The 17989-nt window shown below is 62.2% G+C and carries 14 protein-coding genes; 7 read left to right on the top strand and 7 right to left on the bottom strand.

The features are described from left to right. Positions 1-94: 94 nt before the first annotated feature. Together ACVIGB_RS32245 and ACVIGB_RS32240 are read right to left on the bottom strand one after the other, a co-directional pair. Entirely contained in the window at positions 95-1480 is a 1386-nt protein-coding gene (locus tag ACVIGB_RS32245) for a cytochrome P450 (RefSeq protein ID WP_456719635.1), read from the bottom strand. A gap of 83 nt (positions 1481-1563) precedes the next feature. Beyond that, a complete protein-coding gene (locus ACVIGB_RS32240; RefSeq protein WP_456719636.1) occupies positions 1564-2955 on the bottom strand; it encodes a hydrolase in 1392 nt (463 codons plus the stop codon). A 151-nt stretch (positions 2956-3106) separates the two neighbouring features. On the opposite strand from ACVIGB_RS32240, the gene ACVIGB_RS32235 reads away from it, so the two are divergent. After that, complete coding sequence (locus tag ACVIGB_RS32235; RefSeq protein WP_456719637.1) at positions 3107-4786, top strand: MFS transporter; 1680 nt, start codon at positions 3107-3109, stop codon at positions 4784-4786. A gap of 96 nt (positions 4787-4882) precedes the next feature. Here ACVIGB_RS32235 and ACVIGB_RS32230 read toward each other — a convergent pair whose 3' ends face one another. Continuing rightward, positions 4883-5098, bottom strand: a complete 216-nt coding sequence (locus ACVIGB_RS32230) for a hypothetical protein (RefSeq protein WP_456719638.1) — start codon at positions 5096-5098, stop codon at positions 4883-4885. Between the two features lie 162 nt (positions 5099-5260). Next, positions 5261-5551 carry a hypothetical protein gene (locus tag ACVIGB_RS32225; protein ID WP_092121250.1) on the bottom strand — a complete coding sequence of 97 codons (291 nt, stop codon included), beginning with the start codon at positions 5549-5551 and terminating at the stop codon, positions 5261-5263. Between the two features lie 217 nt (positions 5552-5768). Between ACVIGB_RS32225 and ACVIGB_RS32220 the strand changes: the two genes are divergently transcribed. Continuing rightward, on the top strand, positions 5769-6824 hold the full coding sequence (locus ACVIGB_RS32220; RefSeq protein WP_456719639.1) for a polysaccharide deacetylase family protein: 1056 nt from the start codon (positions 5769-5771) through the stop codon (positions 6822-6824). Positions 6825-7059: 235 nt separating this feature from the next. Here ACVIGB_RS32220 and ACVIGB_RS32215 read toward each other — a convergent pair whose 3' ends face one another. Then, entirely contained in the window at positions 7060-7497 is a 438-nt protein-coding gene (locus tag ACVIGB_RS32215) for a hypothetical protein (RefSeq protein ID WP_456719640.1), read from the bottom strand. 291 nt (positions 7498-7788) lie between these two features. Here ACVIGB_RS32215 and ACVIGB_RS32210 point away from each other — a divergent pair, with 291 nt between their 5' ends. Together ACVIGB_RS32210 and ACVIGB_RS32205 are read left to right on the top strand one after the other, a co-directional pair. After that, on the top strand, positions 7789-8652 hold the full coding sequence (locus ACVIGB_RS32210; protein ID WP_456719641.1) for a carbonic anhydrase: 864 nt from the start codon (positions 7789-7791) through the stop codon (positions 8650-8652). Positions 8653-8990: 338 nt separating this feature from the next. Beyond that, on the top strand, positions 8991-10058 hold the full coding sequence (locus tag ACVIGB_RS32205) for a hypothetical protein (RefSeq protein WP_456719642.1): 1068 nt from the start codon (positions 8991-8993) through the stop codon (positions 10056-10058). Between the two features lie 122 nt (positions 10059-10180). On the opposite strand, the gene ACVIGB_RS32200 is transcribed toward ACVIGB_RS32205, so the two are convergent. Then, entirely contained in the window at positions 10181-12808 is a 2628-nt protein-coding gene (locus ACVIGB_RS32200; protein WP_456719643.1) for a glycosyltransferase family 4 protein, read from the bottom strand. Between the two features lie 204 nt (positions 12809-13012). Continuing rightward, entirely contained in the window at positions 13013-13222 is a 210-nt protein-coding gene (locus ACVIGB_RS32195; protein ID WP_456719644.1) for a hypothetical protein, read from the bottom strand. Between the two features lie 214 nt (positions 13223-13436). Here ACVIGB_RS32195 and ACVIGB_RS32190 point away from each other — a divergent pair, with 214 nt between their 5' ends. The 3 genes from ACVIGB_RS32190 (at position 13437) to ACVIGB_RS32180 (ending at position 17988) form a co-directional block, all read left to right on the top strand. Beyond that, a complete protein-coding gene (locus ACVIGB_RS32190) occupies positions 13437-13847 on the top strand; it encodes a hypothetical protein (protein WP_456719645.1) in 411 nt (136 codons plus the stop codon). A 7-nt stretch (positions 13848-13854) separates the two neighbouring features. Next, positions 13855-14862: a hypothetical protein gene (locus ACVIGB_RS32185; protein WP_456719646.1), complete on the top strand. Its 1008-nt coding sequence runs from the start codon at positions 13855-13857 to the stop codon at positions 14860-14862. A 249-nt stretch (positions 14863-15111) separates the two neighbouring features. Beyond that, positions 15112-17988, top strand: a complete 2877-nt coding sequence (locus tag ACVIGB_RS32180) for a class I SAM-dependent DNA methyltransferase (protein ID WP_456719647.1) — start codon at positions 15112-15114, stop codon at positions 17986-17988. Position 17989 lies beyond the last annotated feature (1 nt).

The raw sequence follows: 17989 nt of genomic DNA, 5'->3' as shown, positions 1-17989 counted from the left end.
AAGATCATGCTCAAAAAAAAGAGATAGAGCGGGATAACGATTCGACGAAGAGTCACCCCGGTCAAGATGAGCATTGCGACACCGTCGCGCAAGGTCAGCGCGGCTTGATCGTGAACACCGGCGAGCGGTTCGGCTGTGTCGTCACCACGCCGATCGGAAGCACCGGATCCTTGTCCGCCAGCGCGACGCGGAACGCGCCGATGATCCGCGCAAGCGCAAGCGTCGCCTCGACCAGCGCGAAATGCGCGCCGATACAGACCCGCGCGCCGACACCGAACGGCAAATAGGCGAAGCGATCGGGCGGCGTTTCCGTCATGAAACGCTGCGGCACGAACGCGTTAGGATCGCGCCACAACTTTTCATGCCGGTGCAACAGCCACGGCGCGATCAGGATTACGTCATGCTTCCTGACCGGACGGCCCGCGATGGTGTCGGGACCACCAGCCGCCCGCGCGATCAGGAACGCCGGCGGATAAAGCCGCATGGTTTCGTCGATCACCGCGCGGGTGAATTTCAGCCGCTCGATGTCGAGCGCGCCTGACGTCGTCGCGCTCCTGACTTCTGCTGCCAATTGTTCCTGGGTCTCGGGATCGAGCGCCAGCAGATAGAGCGCCCAGAACAGCGCGGTCGCGGTCGTCTCATGGCCGGCCAGGATCATGGTCGCGACCTGGTCACCGAGCTGGGCGTCGGTGAAAGCCTCGCCGGTTTCGGGATCGCGCGCGGCGCCCATCAGGTCGAACAGGTCGCGGGCCGGCGCGTTGTCATCCTTGCCGGCGGCGCGACGCTCGGCCATCAGCTGGCCGACAAACGCGGTCCAGCGCTTGCGGAATCGGGCGCGCCGGAAATCCTGCAGGGTCGGCCAGCTCAAGGGCAGTACCAGGTCGAGCATATGCGGCCGCGCCAGCGTATCGCCATACTCCATCACGAAGTCGCGCAGCGCGGCGCCGTGGCGATCCATGCCGAACGAGAACATGGTGCGGCCGGCGATCTCCAGCGTCATGCGCTGCATGACCTCGCGCAGATCGACCGGGCCGCCGCTCGCGGCCTTCAGCTTGGCGATGGTCTCGTCGACCGCCGCGATCATGTACGGCACCAGCGTCGTCACCGCACGCGGCGTGAACGCCGGCGCCAGCGTGCGGCGCTGATGCTTCCACGCTCGGCCTTCGGCGATCAGCAATCCCTCGCCCAACATCGGACGCAGCACGCGGATGCCGGCCGGCGTGCGGGTGTAGTTCTCGTAATTGTCGACCAGCACATGGCGGATCGCGTCCGGCGTGTTGAGAATGAAGCTCGAGCGGCCGAGAAAGCGGCCCTGGACGATGTCGTCCTCATAGGCGCGCTGGCCCCAGGTCTCGATCGGCGAGTTGCGCATCACCCGCATCCGCTCGAACGCGCCCATGTCGTCGGGCGCGCGTGGCGGCGCCGGCGGGACCAGGGGACGCCGCGTGACCGTGATGTCGTAGACTTCGGCTGTGCTCATGGTCCTCGCTTCCTGCCTCACGCAACGGCCGATCCGGACATGCGATCCCGGCGCCATGAAGGCGCGCGGACCCTGCACCAGACCTAATAAGTCAGCTCGGCGACTGCAATCCGATTCTCCGACGCCGGCCAGGCCCGCGCCACGATGCGTTCCTGATTGAAGACGGCAACCACCGGACGGCCGACATCGGCTGCGGCGAGCCGCAACGTCGTCACCGCATCGGTCGGCACGCCGGATTTGACATCGGCCGGTTCCTTGCCGTCCAACAGCACGATATCGCGCGGCAGCCCGAAATAGCCGCGCGGCCGCGACATCAGCACGATAGCGCCCGCACCGGCATCGGCAGGCAGCAGCGGTCGTGCCGCGCGCAGATGCACGATCTCGGACGAGCGCGGAAATGGCGAGCGATAGATATGCGTCGTCACTGCATCAGGCGAGGTCAGCACGAATTCGAGCGGCCAGGATGGATCGACCTGCGCCGGCCCCCAGCGGCCGTCGGCGCCGGTCTGCGAGCTGTGCAGTGGGCCGCCGATACGCTCGCCGGTCTCCGCCAACACGCGATAGATGTCGACCGTGGCACCCGGCACCGGCCGGTTGGTCGGCACGCCGCCGGGCGTGCCCGTGACGAGGCCGCTCAGCCTCACCACCGTCTCCGGCACGATCTCGATCCGCGACGGCTCGTGCCCCGCGATGAACTTGTAGATCTCGCGAAAGGCGCGCGGATGATACGCGGTCTCGCGATGATCAACGGCGCCGAGCACCAGATTGGTCGCGCCCTTCAGCGCCGGACCTTCGGACGTGACGTTGGTCGGCGTGCCCGGCTTGCCGATGAAGCGGCCGTCGGCTTGCGCATATTTGTCGAGGCCTTCGCTGCGCAGGGTCAGGAATGCGGTGCCAACAGTCACTTCGCTGTCGCCATCGTTCAGCCCGCGCAGGAACGGACCGCGCCCGTTGAACTCGTTGCCGAGCCCGTCGTCCGAGGCATACACACCATGATTGGGCGTGCCGCACAGCACCGCGTGGCTGATGTCGCCGCCGCCGCCATTCTTGATGGTGTTGCGGATCGCATTGCCGCCGCGCGAATTTCCGACCAGCGCGATACGTGCGGCGCCGCTCTTCTGCTTCAGCTCCCTGACCGCCTCGGCGAGCTCGCGGCGCTGATCCTCGGTCGAGGAGCGGCCCGCCTGCTCGACCTTGTCGTCCGTGCGCGCCAAGGGATCGGTGAAGTTGATCGCGGCCATGCGCTCGCGCGGCACGCCGTTGGATTCCATCCGCCAGAGCGTCGTCAACCAGAGTGCGGCGTGATCGCCATTGCCATGCACGAACAGAATCGGCGGGATGTCGCCGGCGGACGCCGACTGGGCCAGGGCGGACTGAGACAGGGCTGCCTGCACCAAGGCCGGGACAGCAAGACGGCCGGACAGCAGGGACAGCGCGCCGGCCCCTTGCAAAATTGTTCGCCGCGACAGCGCCATTGGTCCCCTTCCTCAGGTCTTTCAGTGCTTTAGCTGTGTCCTACAGCCCGTAAGGATACCGTAAACGCTGGACAGGACACGCGTTTCGCGGGCATCAGTTGGTGCAGCCGGAATTGTTCAACAAGCCATAGCAGGCCAACCGGAACCGGATATGACCGCACCGCCTGATCGACCCGACAGTATCACTGCACCGTTGCGGCATTCAATCTTCAGGCGGATCTGGTTCGCCAGCCTGCTCTCCAATCTCGGCATCCTGATCCAGGGCGTCGGCGCCGCCTGGGCGATGACGCAGATGACCGCGGAGGCCGACAAGGTCGCGCTGGTGCAGACCGCGCTGATGCTGCCGGTGATGCTGATCGCGATGCCGGCCGGCGCCATCGCCGACATGCATGACCGCCGCATCGTGGCCCTGGTGTCGCTGGCGATCGCACTCTCCGGCGCCACCACGCTGACGGTGCTGGCCTGGCTCAATCTGGTGACGCCGAACATCCTGCTCGCGCTGTGCTTCGTCGTCGGCAGCGGCATGGCGCTGTTCGGCCCGGCCTGGCAATCCTCGGTCAGCGAGCAGGTGCCGTCGGAGACGCTGCCTGCCGCGGTCGCGCTGAACGGCATCAGCTACAACATCGCGCGCAGCTTCGGCCCGGCGATCGGCGGCATCGTGGTCGCCTCGGCAGGCGCCGTGGCGGCATTCGCCGCCAATGCCGTGCTGTATCTGCCGCTGCTCGCCGTGCTGTTCCTGTGGAATCGCGTCAGCGAGCCGTCGCGGCTGCCGCGCGAGCGGCTGAACCGCGCCATCGTCTCCGGCGTGCGCTACATCACCAATTCGCCGTCGATCAGGATCGTGCTGACCCGCACCATGGTGACCGGCATCATCGGCGGATCGGTCTCGGCGCTGATGCCGCTGGTGGCGCGCGACCTGCTGCATGGCGGCGCGCAGACCTACGGCATCATGCTCGGTGCCTTCGGCATGGGCGCGGTGATCGGCGCGCTCAACATCAGCGAGATCCGCAGCCGGCTCAGCGGCGAAGCCGCGGTGCGCACCTGCGCGCTGCTGATGGGCGTCGCGATCGCCATCGTCGCCGTGAGCAGGCAGCCGGTGATCACCGCCGCCGCGCTGGTAGTTGCCGGCGCGGTGTGGATGCTTGCGATCGCGCTGTTCAATATCGGCGTGCAGCTGTCTGCACCGCGCTGGGTCGCGGGCCGCTCGCTTGCGGCTTTCCAGGCCTCGATCGCCGGCGGCATCGCGATCGGCAGCTGGTGCTGGGGCCGCATCACGGATCTGGGCGGCGTCGAGACGGCGCTGTTGATCTCCGCCGGGCTGATGCTGCTGTCGCCGCTGCTCGGCATCTGGCTCAGGATGCCGCCGGTCGGCGCGCGCAACGAGGACGCGACCGATACGCTGGCCGATCCCGAGGTGCGGCTGCAACTGACCGGGCGCAGCGGGCCGCTGGTGGTCGAGATCGAGTACCGGGTGGCGCAGGACAATGCCCGCGCCTTCCACAATGTGATGCAGGACGTGCAGCTCAGCCGCCAGCGCAACGGCGCCTATGGCTGGTCGATCGCGCGCGACATCGCCGATCCCGAATTGTGGACCGAGCGCTATCATTGCCCGACCTGGCTCGATTTCCTGCGTCAGCGCAACCGCGCCACCCAGATCGAGCGCGAGCTGCATCAGAAGGCGGCCGACTTCCACATCGGCGCGGATCCGATCCGCGTGCGCCGGATGCTGGAGCGTCCGTTCGGCTCGGTGCGCTGGAAGGACGAGACCCCCGACCGCGCCGCCAAGGAAGTGATCCCGGTGGTCGCGACCGCGGCGGGTAGCAGCACGTAGTCTCAGTCGTCATTCCGGGGCATGCGAAGCATGAACCCGGGATCTCGAGGTTCCGGGTCTGCGCTTGCGCGCATCCCGGAACGTCGGTGATTGAACCTACTGCCCGTTGTCGATGAGCGTCTGCTGGCAGGCCTTGCTGAGGCGGCTGCGGTGCTCCTTCAGGCAGGCCAGCACGACCTGATCGCCCTCGCTGAGATGGGCGCGGCAGAGCCGCGAGGCGTCGCGCGAGCAGGCATCACGCCCCTGCTGCTGTGCCGAGGCGGCCGACGTCAACAGAACCAGTGCAACGACGGCGAACAGAAATCGGGTCATCTTCAATGCCTCTAAGGAATGCAACGCCGGTTCTATAGCGTTTCAGGGCCGCGAAGAAGCTTGAAACCGAGGGCGAATCGGCAGGTTCCGCCCCGGGATGACCATCCGGAGACAGCCTGCGTCTCGTCGCCGCAGGCCTGCCCCGTCAGATGCCGCGCAAGATCACTCGGCGGCGGCCCTGCGCTGGGCGGCGAGATCGCGATCCAGCACGACGCGGCAGCCGCTGCTCAGCTGGGAGCGATTCTTGACCATGCAGGCTGTGATCCTGGGGATGTTCGGGATCTCCGCGCTGCACAGGCGGAACGCGTCGCCCGAGCACATCTGCTGCGCCTCGGCGCTGAACGCAAAGCTCGCGGTCGACGACAGCACAGAAAAAGTGGCCGCGAAAGCCAGCGCGACGCCGACGCTGCGAACTGCACGCCCTAGAACCTGACTTTTGAAGACGGTGGTCATGATCGGCTCCCATCGGCGCCGCAAATGGCGGGGCCCGTTGTTCGATCATCCGATCCTGAACGGCAGCGCGTCTGAAGACTGTGACGGTCATCACGCAGGGGTAAGGCCCGCTTTTTGTTGTCCTTCCGGCGCCTTGTTGGGATCGCGTTAAGACCTTGTTGGCATTAATCGCTCGTTGCGGCTGTGGCGTATCCCGAGTTCCAAGAGAGTGTTAGCGATGCGTAGTGCGTTGGGCCTGATGCTGGCCAGTGTTGTAGCGGCGATCGTGATCGCCGGCGTGTGGTTCTGGACCTCCTCCCCGCGTGCCGACGCGGCTCCTCCGCAGACAACTGCCGCAGCCAAGGCCGAGCCGCTTCCTGCGGCCGCGGCAAAGCAGGCTGCCAGGGACGATGTCGAGACGACCGCCGCGCTGTCGAAGCGCGCCGATGCCAGCCAGCCAGCAGCCCCGGCCGCTGCCCCCGCCCCGGCGCCGGCCCCGGTCGCGGCAGCGCCCAGATGCGCCAATCCCGATGCGCTCGGCATCAGCCGCACCGTCGTGGTCGACACCACTGGCGGCCCGGGTTTCGGCTTCCTGCAGTACAAGCAATATGACTTCCTGACCGACAAGGAGGTCGTGCTGACCTTCGACGACGGTCCGTGGCCGACCACGCCCGCCGTGCTCAAGGCGCTGGCGGACGAGTGCACCAAGGCGGTGTTCTTCCCGATCGGCCTGCACACGACCTATCACCCGGACATCCTCCGCCAGGTCGCCGCCGCCGGCCACACCATCGGCGCACACACCTGGTCGCACGCGCATCTGGCGAGCAAGAAGCTCACCGAGCAGCAGGCCAAGGACGAGATCGAGAAGGGTTTTAGCGCGGTGAAGCTGGCGCTGGGTGCGAACCCCGCTCCGTTCTTCCGCTTCCCGGCGCTGGCGCACACCCCGGCAACGACAGCCTATCTCGGCAGCCGCAACATCGCGATGTTCTCGGTCGACGTCGACTCCAACGACTTCAAGTCCAAGAGCTCGGACGAAGTCATCAACAACGTGATGACCAAGCTCGACAAGGAGCACAAGGGCATCATCCTGATGCATGACTTGCAGAAGCACACCGCGCAGGCGCTGCCGACGCTGCTGCGCAAACTGAAGGCGGGCGGCTACAAGGTGGTCTGGATGAAGGCCAAGACCCAGATCGAGACGCTGCCCGAATACGACGCGATGATGGCAAAGACCGAGAAGCCGATCGCAACGGGCCGGCCAATAGGCAACGTCGTGCAGACGATCGCCGACTAGCACAGCCCACGCATTGAATACGCCAAACGCAAAGCGCCCCTGGATCCGATCCGGGGGCGCTTTCGCTTTCTGATCGCAGCCGCCTTCTGCTGGTCCGACACGGCCGGACGACCTTGAACGCCTATGCGCCTTCGAGAGTGGCGCCACCGCGCCCGGCGGCTGCGGCTCCCACCAAAATATCGAAAACAACCCCATGCAAAGTAGCGGGCGGGTGCAGGCGCTCGGCAACGCGTGGCTACCAGTAAATCCCGTGGCGATGCAGCTCGCCGATGATGCGGCCCTCGGTCCAGCGCCGCACGTGGCGGCGATAGCTCGACCGGTGCGAGGTCGCTCGCTGCTCGCCTGCCGGCCTGGTGTCGGGCACCACCTGCGGCTGGACGTTGGCCTGTTGCACCGGCGCCTGCGGCACGGCCAGCTGGGCTTGCGGCTGCGGAGCGGGAGCTGGCGCCGTGACGGGCGCGGCGCGCTCGACATATTTTGGCGCTTCCGACGGCTTCGGCGGCGGCTCGACGGCAGGCGCCACCGGCGCATCGGCGACCTGGCCCGCCGTATTGACCGAATTCGACGCGGCGGCCGGTAGCGACCCTGCCCCGCCCAACGACAGGCTTCGTTCGCCGGCCTGCGCGCAAGCGGAAGCCAAAACCATCGCCGTGAGCAGGATGAGTTTGCGCATTGTTGTTCTCCCGTTGTTGGCCGGGAAACTAGCCACGCCGTGCGAACGACAATGTGAGCTGCTTCACGCAGCCGTCGCGTGCCGCATTCGTCTCCATGTGATCATCAGCCCCAACAGCGCCGCCACCTCGGCGGCGTCCTGGACAGAGTGATCTCCGCCATCCCCGCCTTGCAGCAGCCTTGATCTGGATCAACGGCGGCTTTCCGTTGGGTCGTTCAATGGGATTGCAGGTTCTGTTCGTTGTGTACGTCGCATTTGCTTGCCTGAATATCCCAGCGCAGCGCGGCTTTTATGAAGACCTTCGATATCACGTATCGCTACAGCAGCGACGATGGCTCGATCAGGCCAACCCCGCCGGACAGTCATGCGGCTTTGCTCCGTCTGGAGCAGGGCAACAAAAGCTTTGCCACGTTCCTTGACTGCGACGAGGGGGAGAGCGTGGTACAGCAGATCATCCCGGTCGATCTGCGTGACCTGGGCCTGCCGGCCGACAGCTCCGTACCGAAGCAAAGACCGTTCGCCGCCGTGCTCGGCTGCTCTGACGCCCGCGTACCCGTTGAACTCATTTTCAATGAAGGGCCCAATGATCTCTTCGTGGTCCGCGTCGCGGGCAACGGGCTCGGAATAGAGGTGCTTGGAAGCCTCAAATACGCCGTCGAGAATCTTGGCGGGAGCCTCAAGCTCATCGTCGTGCTCGGCCACAGCGGATGCGGCGCGCTCACGACAGCCGTCGATGTGTTCCTGAATCCGCGTGAATACTTGCCGCTCGCGACCAAGCGTTCGCTTCGCAGCATTCTCGACGGTGCGCTGGTCGTGGTGCAGACTTCCGAGAGAAAGCTGGTCGCCGCGTTCGGGCCAGCGGTGGTACACGAGTCAGGATATCGAAAAGCCTTGATCGAGACGTCGATTGCCACCAACGCCGCGCTGGCGGCTTACTCAATACAAGAAGAGTTGAGGACCAACGCCTACACCGGGATCGAAGCGGTTTACGGCGTCTATCTTCTGGAGAGCCGCGCAATATGGGCTCCTCGTTCCGGTGATGCCGATGGGACTGGGCTGGCGGCAGCGCCTCGAGACCTTGCAGCGTTCGTGGAACTCGGCGACGCCATCGTGCAATCGCGGCGCATTGAATCGCTTGTCAACGCGAAAGAATGATCGGAGCCTCCTTTCCCGGTCCGAACGAGATCATGCCGTTGCCGGGAGACCAGCCGAGTCGGGCCCAGGATCTCATGAAAAGCATCACGCCAGCAGGACGGTAGCTGCCAACGGTTTGGCATGGTCCAGTCGGATTGTTGGAACCTGGTCCTACCGGTGGGCCCGTATCACACCGTACGGTCATGCGTCTTGAGACATGGCCTCGGCGCAACGCGTTTGCCTGCGCACGCCACCGTCTACAGCCCCGGCTTGTGTGCTGCGCCGCAGATGAGGAGCCGGGAATAGATTCGTCGGTTTGGGTTTCTCCTTCGCACGACGCCTGAACTCTGGAGAACTCAGTGAGTGCATTTGAACAAGGTCGCGTACGGCCCGGCGACGATGGCTTGGCGAATGCGGCCGCCGAAAAGCTCCGTTCGATGATCCCGGTCGCCGGCGCGATCGCCTATCCGTTCCTGCTCGATGGATTTCATCTCGCGGTCTCGCCCGCTGACGGTCCGATATCGTTTGGGCGGCTGGCGCTGGCGGCGCTGCTTCTGCTGGCTGCAACGGCCGCGCCCTTGCTGAGTCTGGCCTGCGCCTATTGGATGACCAAGTCAGCGCCTTCGTCGTTCGAGCTGCGCGCCCGGCGGCTCGCCTATCTCAGCATCGGTACGCCGCCACTGTTCGTGTTGACCGGCGTCGGTATTGGATTGCTGCATATCCATGTCAGCGACGAGCTCGTCTGGGTCGCGGGTTGGCTCGCCGCTTGTCTCTATGTGCTGCTCGCCGGCAAGCAAGAGCGGCCGGCAACATCAGCCCCGATTGCTCCGTCCATTGCCGGATGGCGTGTCACGCATGGCATCGCCGCGGCGGTCATCCTTCTCTATGTCGCGTTTCACCTCACCAATCATCTGCTCGGCCTGCTCGGACCCGAGGTTCATGCCGCCGTGATGAAGTTAGGGCGCACGGTCTATCGATCCTCCGTGGTCGAACCCGTGCTTGTCGCCCCGATGCTGTTGCAGGTCGCCGTCGGCGTGCGGCTCGCCTGGCGCTGGAGCTCGCGGCCGGCGGACGGATTCCGCGTGTTTCAGATCGGCTCCGGCGTCTACCTCGCGGCGTTCATCGTCACCCATCTGAACTCCGCGTTCGTCTCGGCACGGGCCGTGCACCACATCGACACCAACTGGGACTGGGCGTCGGGCGCGCCGACCGGCCTGATCCACGACGCCTGGAGCATCCGCCTCGTGCCACACTACGCACTCGGCGTGTTCTTCGCCCTCGCGCATCTCGCTTCGGGATTGTGCGGCGTCCTGATCGCACACGGCATGGCGACGGCGGTCGCCAACCGGATCTGGGCAACCGGGCTCGCAGCCGGCGCGCTGATCGCAATTGCGATCATGAGCGGACTGTGTGGCGCGCGGATCTAGAGCGTTTTCGAGCGAAGCCTGTCCCGAACTTGATGCGGGATGGACACCGGTTGGCGTGAAGAAGACGCGTCAAAGCAAGAATCTAGAGCTTCGGTTCTGATTCAATCAGAACCGAAAATGCTCTAGGCGGCGCAAATCGTCTGATAGGCGGCCAGTTGGAGCGCGACGACCCGCTGCGCGGAATGACACTTCTCAAACCAAAGACGCGCGGCATCGCCGCGGCCATTGCCGTCCAGCGGATCAGCAAGAACCTCGAGAATCCGGGCCGCGCACGACTCGACGCTGTCGGCGACCAGGCAGGGCGGCGCCGCTCCAAAGAACTCCGCTGATTGGGTTTCATCAAGGTTGGTTATAACGCGGCGTCCGAGTGCCATTGCCTCAAAGGTAACGCCGCCGATTGCTGGTATCCTGAACTGATCGACGACGACGTCGCTCGAGCAATACCGCTGTCGAAGCTCCGCCTTGTTCAACGAGGGTATCCACGAAACCATGTCTTCAATTCGAAGTTCCTGAATGAGTTCCTTGCTTCGGTAAACGTCAACACCCCACTCGACCAGGATGATGCGAAAATCGCGATCCGCTTGCGCAACCTGCGCTGCCGCCCTCAAGAAAAGATCATTGCCCTTCTGCATCGAAATCGGAGCAGCGTGCCAATGATGGCGCGTCGGGCTGAAGAATGTGGTGACCTTGGGGTCCCGCTTCGGAAGCTTGATGCCTGCTCGAAAGCTTGAAATCTTTTCATCGTCGAAGGCATGCGGAAGATAAACGGTCCGCTCTCTCTTCAACTTCAGCCGTGCCACAGACGGCAGCACGTCCGAGTTGGTCACGAAGGAGAAAGCCGCATTCTTGTACGACGCCGAACAAAGAATGCCATTATAGGTTTTCTCAAAAGGCATTTCGCGCAACGTGCCATGCTCGTAACACGTGTAGTTCTTGAGTCCGTTGATGAACGGAATGAACCCGTCGATCGAATAACCCTGAATGATGTCATAGTGCTCCAATACGTCAGCGAATTCATTGGCAATGGTCGATGCGAAGGCCTCGACCAAGACCAGGGCTTCTGCCGGATAGTCCGTGAACTGTCGTAGCAGGTCACCAAGACGTGCCGCACGTTGCGAAGCGTTTCGATCCTCGCCCTTGCCGTACTTTTCGAAGTAGCGAAACTCCGGGCGGTCGACGATGTCCGCTTGGGTCACCACGGCAATGCCTGACGAACCGACGTCAGCAGCCGCGCCGTTGCTTGCGGCCGGCGTCACGGTGTCAAGATTTGGGATCGTGAAAACATCGCTTTCGCTTGCAACCGGCGTCGCGGTGTCGGGATCCGAGATCGTGAAGGCATCAGCAGGAAACTCGAAGCCAAAACGCGGCAAGCCGCGGCTGCGCCTCTGACTTCGCCAAGTTGCGACCGCGAAACTTGGCCTGGCGACAACGCCGGTTTCCGCCTCACGCCGCAAATGAGCAAATACATATTTCGTCAGCAGGGAGCGATAGATCGATGTAAGGCGGCTAGGTCCTTTGGGAGTTGGTGAGCGCGAATCGCGAGACGTCCCATCTTCATTGCTTTCGCTAGCAGCCGACGTCGCGATGTCAGGATTCGGTGTCGTGAAGGCATTGGCAGGAAACTCGAAGCCAAAGCGCGGCAGGCCGCGGCTGCGTCTCTGGCTTCGCCAGATTGCGACCGCCAAACTCGGCCCGGCGGCAACGCCGGTTTCCGCCTCACGCCGCAAATGAGCAAATACGTACTTCGTTAGCAGGGAACGATAGATTGATACGAGACGGCTTGGCCCTTTGGGACTTGATGACCGCGAGCCGCGGAACGTCCGATATTGATTGCCTTCGCTTGCAGCCGACGGCGCGGCGTCAGGATTCGGCATCGTGAAGACATCAGCAGAAAACTCGAAACCAAAGCGCGGCAAGCCGCGGCTGCGTCTCTGACTTCGCCAAATCGCGACCGCCAGACTCGCCCCGACGACAACGCCGGTTTCCGCCTCACGCCGCAAGTGAACAAAGACGTACTTCGCCAGCAAGGAGCGATAGGTTGATACGAGGCGGCCTGGTCCTTCGGGATTTGGATATTCGTTGGCGAGAGATCGGCTTTGCCCAGGCTGCGGATCTGGCGAGGCCAACTCTGATGAGGCCGACGAAATCGGGGAGAGTGCAGACTCAGGCCCTATGGTCGCCCCCGGCAGGACGATGGTCGGTTGATCGAGCGGCTGCGGGATTGCCTTGCTTGACTGGAAGTCCTGAAACTCGCGCGCAATTGAAATTGTAGCTGCCAGATGCTCCGGCATCGGTGGACGGACCCGGCTCTCTGCGGCAGCGATGCCATCAAGCATCTCCCAATATCTTGCCTGCAGCAGCGTCCAGAAAAATGCGGCGGCTTCGCCGTCACCGGCGTTCTTCGCACGAAGGTACGAGAGGCAATCGAGAACGGGACCTTGCGCAAACCAATCCGGTCGCCGCCAACCGCCCAACTCGGTGGCCCACCAATCCGGGAACATGTTGTCGACGTTGCCGTCGAAGCTTGCGGCCTCCCATTCCGGGCAACCCATGACGTGATAGTAGTTATAGCAAATGACATCTGCTTCGATTCCAAAGCGCCGCTGAATCAAAGCATTGTTGTAGGCGTTGTTCGCGATATTGCCGATATGCAGGACGCGCAGCGGGCGATTGTGGGCGCGTTGGAACTCCCTCAGGAAGGCAAGCTGTAGTTGAAATTCGCTATCACGATCCTTCTGCACCAACGTCATTCCCCAGCAATCGTAGTTCAGGTATTAAACTTCCGCGCGAAAACGCACAATCAACGAACACCGATTCCGCAGCGTTTATTCTGCTCCATGTCGCGTCTCATCTCACCAATCATTTAGTCGGCTTGCGCATCGGGTGCGGTTGGTGTTGCGCTGGAGTTCGCTACCGCCGGATGTGTTCCGGGTGTTGCAGATCGGCTCGGGCGTTTATCTCGCCACGTTCATCGTCACCCATCTGAATACCGCGTTGGTCTCGGCGCGGGCGGTGCATTCGGCGTTTTCTTCGTGTTTCCGCATCTCGCGCCGGGGTTGTGCCATGTCATGACGCACCGCGGGGCCGCCACTGTCGCCAACCGGCGGACCGCTCGCGATTGCGATCATATGCAGATTGTGCCGTGCGAGGATCAAGGCGAGCAAGACTCACCTGCGCATCGAGGGGGATGTCGCTGAGGGGTGGTGCCGCAAGAGGGCGCCTAAGATTGACCATAACAAGCTGATATTTCGAGCTAATTTTTGCAACGACAAGTCGTGTTACCAACAGGATTACCAACACCCCGCGCACGCTGGCGGAGTTTGACGGGGAAAACGGAAGCGGGAGCATGCCCGGCGTCGACGGCGCGGATATTGTCGAATGCCCGGAACCGGCGGACGTCCGGTGAGCGAAAAGACCCAAGGTGAGCAGGTGGAAACGGAACAAGAAAGAACTCGACGATTGAACGCCGAGCGCGAAGACGAACTGAAGCGTATTCCTATTCAAACGATCGATAAGAGCCAGTGGCCTCGCTACGTGCGACCGATCGCGATGGGTGAGACGGGCGGTCTCGGTGTCGATAACGAAGGGCGCCTGTACTGGGACGGGAAGCCAGTCGAAATCATCGGCCGACGGGTCGATCTGACGTGGATGCAATCCGCCATCGGCATCGCCGTCGCTCTGTTCACGATCGTCGGCGGGATCGGATGCGGCGCCCAAGGATGGGTCGCCTATCACGATTGGGCTTGCAAAAATCACATGCCGGCCGGGATCGGCTGTCCTTCCAAGTGAAAGTGCCATGCCCCTAGATCGCATCGAAATCCCTGAAGGCGCCCTGCGGCCAAAGCCTGACTTTCCGACCTTTCCCGACAAGTCGGTCGTGGAGGAAGTGCGCGACTGGGTCAAATCGGGCAATCCCACCTATACGTGGCGCGGTCATACCCACACGATGCCGGGGCAAGGTGCGGCGGTCCACTACGTCGCCGACTTCCAATTGCCGAAAGGTCAAGAGGCGCCGTGCCCGTGCTGCACGCCTGTAACGGCGAAGTTCAACACGGGGCTGATCGCTTGGTTTCCGGAAACCCACCTTGTCCGACTGATGGGCCAGCATTGCTTCCGGCGCATCAACCCTGATGGTCACCAAATCGCATACGATGAACTTCAGGATCGCATTCGACGCGAAGGCACCATCAGGTACCTGATCGGCAACCTATGGAAGGCGAAAGAGGCTTCATCCGCCCTTGAACGGGCAAAGCCCATCGCAAAGCATCTGGACGACTTGCAGGATATTCTCGGACCAAAGTTGAAGAGAACCCTTCAGATCGACTTGTGGCGCTACATGCGCGACGGCGCGCTGATGGTCGTGTCGGGGGGAGCCGACGGGAAACAGTTTTACACGCGTTATTCGACCGTCACGGGCACTCAGCTGCTGGACCCGGCCCGAACGTCAATGGCGCAGAAGGTGGAAAATGCTCAGCGCCTTCTGGAAAATCTGGACTTGCCCGACGACATCGAGAAGGCGGACGACGACGACCGTGATCGTGTTGCACGTCGCTTCACCCGAGCGATGCGCATCGCCGAACATGCCATCGCAGAAATCAATGCGTGCCGCCAGTTCGTGACGCCGCTAAACGTCGCCACGATCAGGCAATGGGGATCGCGGCTGGATGCTCCGCTCCAAGTCTACATGCGACGGGAAGGCTTGATCCTATACGTCGGACAGACGGAAGACGACCCCAGATCAATCAATCTGGATGGTTGCCTCGATCTGCCAACGCCGCGGCTTCCCGAAATCGTTATCGAATAAGCCGAAGCCGCGCGGGGCAGGTCCGGCCAGAGCCGGGACGCGACGTAACAGGTCTTCCCACGTGCCCGGTTTCAGGGTTCGTCGAACGAACCCGTCGACCGTCCGTGATGCCGCCAGCACCATTCGGTCGCGACGCGGCGACCGGCGTCGGTCAATATTCCACATGTCTGAGGTTGTGAGGCGAGCGCGACACTAGTAATCGTCGTAGGGCCGGTTATTTTCCCGGTCGAACCGTGAGCCGCCCCGCAAGTGACCCCTGACCAATTTATCAAGAAATGGAAGGCTGCCGAGCTGAAAGAACGTTCGGCGGCGCAGTCCCACTTCATCGACCTATGCCACATGCTGGACGAACTGGCGCCGACGGACGCCGACCCGACCGGTGACTGGTATGCCTTCGAACGGGGGGCGACTAAGACCACTGGTGGTGAAGGCTGGGCGGACGTCTGGAAGCGGGATCACTTTGGCTGGGAATACAAGGGCAAGCGGAAGGACCTCAACGCGGCCTTCGCCCAGCTTCAACAGTACGCGTTAGCGTTGGAAAATCCGCCGCTGTTGGTGGTCTGCGATCTTGATCGGTTTCGCATCCACACGAATTGGACCAACAGCATTTCACAGGTGCACGACTTCAGCCTTGAAGACCTGCGGGACCCCAATGTTCGGCAGAAGCTGAAATGGGTATTCACAGACCCGGATCAACTCAAGCCGGGGAAGACCCGGCAGGCGCTGACCGAAGAAGCGGCCGCTGAGTTTGCCAAGCTGGCGCAACGGCTGCGTGATCGCGGACACGAGGCCGAAACGGTCGCCCACTTCATCAACCGGCTGGTCTTCTGCATGTTCGCCGAAGACGTCGACCTGCTGCCGAACAAGATGTTCAAGCGGATGCTGGAACACGCGGCGACCAGTCCGGGCGATTTTCAGGCACTGGCGACCGATCTGTTCAAAGCAATGCGGTCCGGTGGCCGCGTTGGTTTCGAACAAGTTGCTTGGTTCAACGGTGGTCTCTTCAATGACGATAGCGCCCTACCCCTGAACACTGACGACATTGCGATCACATTGAAGGCTGCCCGGCTGGATTGGGCCGAAGTCGACCCTTCAATTCTTGGCACGCTATTCGAACGCGGTCTTGACCCAGACAAACGATCCCAGTTGGGTGCCCATTACACAGATCGAGAGAAGATCATGATGATCGTCGATCCTGTGATTGTTCGTCCCTTGCTGGCAGAGTGGGAAGCCGCGAAGGAGGATATCGCAAAATCGATAGAGAAATCCCGTTCCGCAAAATCGGCAGGCGCGCGCACGAAAGCCTACGACCAAGCAGTCGCCGATTACCGTTCCTTCCTGAATAAGCTCCGCGCGTTCACTGTGCTCGACCCAGCCTGTGGGTCCGGTAATTTCCTCTATCTCGCCCTGCTAGCCCTGAAAGACATCGAGCACCGTGTCAGCATTGAAGCAGAAGCCATGGGCTTGCAGCGCGAGTTCTCGCAAGTGGGGCCTGCGTCCGTCAAAGGGATCGAGATTAATCACTATGCCGCAGAACTTGCCCGCGTCTCCGTATGGATAGGCGAAATTCAGTGGATGCGGCGCAACGGATTTGGTGTATCGGACAAGCCTATCTTGAAGCCGCTCGAAAACATTGAATGTCGTGATGCAGTTCTGACTGACGAGGGGAATGAAGCGAATTGGCCTAGCGCGGACGTGATTGTCGGAAATCCTCCGTTTCTGGGCGACAAGTTTATGCGAGACCGACTTGGCTCCAAATATACAGATGCACTTCGCGCCGCTTACGCCGGGCGAGTGCCGGGCGGCGCTGATCTAGTTTGCTTCTGGTACGCGAAAGCGCAACAAGCGGTGGCGAACGAGGGCACATTGAGGGCCGGCTTGGTCGCGACGAACTCCATCCGAGGCGGTGCCAACCGCTTTGTCCTCGACCACATTGTTCGCGATCTTTCGATCTTTGATGCATGGTCAGACGAGCCTTGGATCGTGGACGGCGCGGCCGTACGAGTTTCACTCGTTTCATTTGCACGGAAGCCGCCGATCGGCGCGATTAACCTCGACGGGCGCGCTGTTCAAGAGGTGCACGCTGATCTAACTGCCGGTGCTGTCGATCTCGGCCATGTCTTAGCAGTTACCGAAAACAAGAACGTTTCATATATTGGCACTCAGAAGAGCGGCGACTTTGATGTTCCTGGCGATTTGGCTCGGACATGGCTGAAAATGCCCTTAAACCCAAACGGCCGGCCGAACGCCGACGTTGTTAAGCCTTGGGCGAATGGCTTAGACATAGCTAGGCGCCCTTCGGATAGGTGGATCATCGATTTTGGGCCGGACGGGTCAGAAGCCAATGCCGCACTTTACGAGGCTCCGTTCGCGCATGTTTTCACGCACGTAAAGCCCATGCGAGACAAGGTTCGGCGCGATGGGCACCGTAGGTATTGGTGGCGTCACGGAGAGCCTCGACCGGGAATGCGTAAGGCACTCAAAGCTTGCTCCCGGTTTATTGTGACGCCGCGTGTTGCGAAACACAGACTGTTTAGATGGTGTGATCGGCAGATTGTCCCCGACTGCCAACTCGTCGTCATCGCGCGCGACGATGACACTACGTTCGGTATCCTGCATAGCCGTTTTCACGAACAATGGTCACTTCGGCTCTGCACATGGCTGGGGGTCGGGAACGATCCTCGATACACCCCAAGCTCAACGTTTGAGACGTTCCCGTTTCCTATCGGATTGGCTCCAAATGTTTCGGCGTCTGACTATGCGAACGATCCGCGGGCGATGAATATTGCCCAAGCAGCGCGCCGGTTGGATACTCTTCGCGAGCAATGGCTCAACCCAACAGATGTCATTGCAAGACTGCCGGAGGTCGTCGCAGGCTTTCCGGACCGCATCGTACCCAAGGACGAGGCTGCGACGGCTATTCTAAGGAAACGCACTCTCACCAACTTATACAATGAGCGCCCGACATGGCTTGCGAACGCTCACGCGGAGCTGGACGCGGCCGTCGCTGCCGCGTACGGCTGGCCCGACGATATTTCCGAAGAAGATGCGTTAGCGAAACTATTTCAGCTCAATCAGAAACGTTCTGAAAAGCCAGAAGACTTGGCCACCTCAGACACAGAATAGG

It is taken from the genome of Bradyrhizobium sp. USDA 4341 (assembly GCF_054063755.1).
The sequence above is the reverse complement of the archived record's forward strand: the minus strand, read 5'-3'. Positions and strand labels throughout refer to the sequence as shown.

Excerpts from the sequence above, each read along its gene's own strand:
- ACVIGB_RS32225 (WP_092121250.1), bottom strand. The coding sequence starts at position 5,551 with ATGACCACCGTCTTCAAAAGTCAGGTTCTAGGGCGTGCAGTTCGCAGC.
- ACVIGB_RS32235 (WP_456719637.1), top strand. The coding sequence starts at position 3,107 with ATGACCGCACCGCCTGATCGACCCGACAGTATCACTGCACCGTTGCGG.
- ACVIGB_RS32220 (WP_456719639.1), top strand. The coding sequence starts at position 5,769 with ATGCGTAGTGCGTTGGGCCTGATGCTGGCCAGTGTTGTAGCGGCGATC.
- ACVIGB_RS32240 (WP_456719636.1), bottom strand. The coding sequence starts at position 2,955 with ATGGCGCTGTCGCGGCGAACAATTTTGCAAGGGGCCGGCGCGCTGTCC.
- ACVIGB_RS32190 (WP_456719645.1), top strand. The coding sequence starts at position 13,437 with ATGCCCGGAACCGGCGGACGTCCGGTGAGCGAAAAGACCCAAGGTGAG.
- ACVIGB_RS32230 (WP_456719638.1), bottom strand. The coding sequence starts at position 5,098 with ATGACCCGATTTCTGTTCGCCGTCGTTGCACTGGTTCTGTTGACGTCG.
- ACVIGB_RS32185 (WP_456719646.1), top strand. The coding sequence starts at position 13,855 with ATGCCCCTAGATCGCATCGAAATCCCTGAAGGCGCCCTGCGGCCAAAG.
- ACVIGB_RS32245 (WP_456719635.1), bottom strand. The coding sequence starts at position 1,480 with ATGAGCACAGCCGAAGTCTACGACATCACGGTCACGCGGCGTCCCCTG.
- ACVIGB_RS32210 (WP_456719641.1), top strand. The coding sequence starts at position 7,789 with ATGAAGACCTTCGATATCACGTATCGCTACAGCAGCGACGATGGCTCG.
- ACVIGB_RS32215 (WP_456719640.1), bottom strand. The coding sequence starts at position 7,497 with ATGCGCAAACTCATCCTGCTCACGGCGATGGTTTTGGCTTCCGCTTGC.
- ACVIGB_RS32200 (WP_456719643.1), bottom strand. The coding sequence starts at position 12,808 with ATGACGTTGGTGCAGAAGGATCGTGATAGCGAATTTCAACTACAGCTT.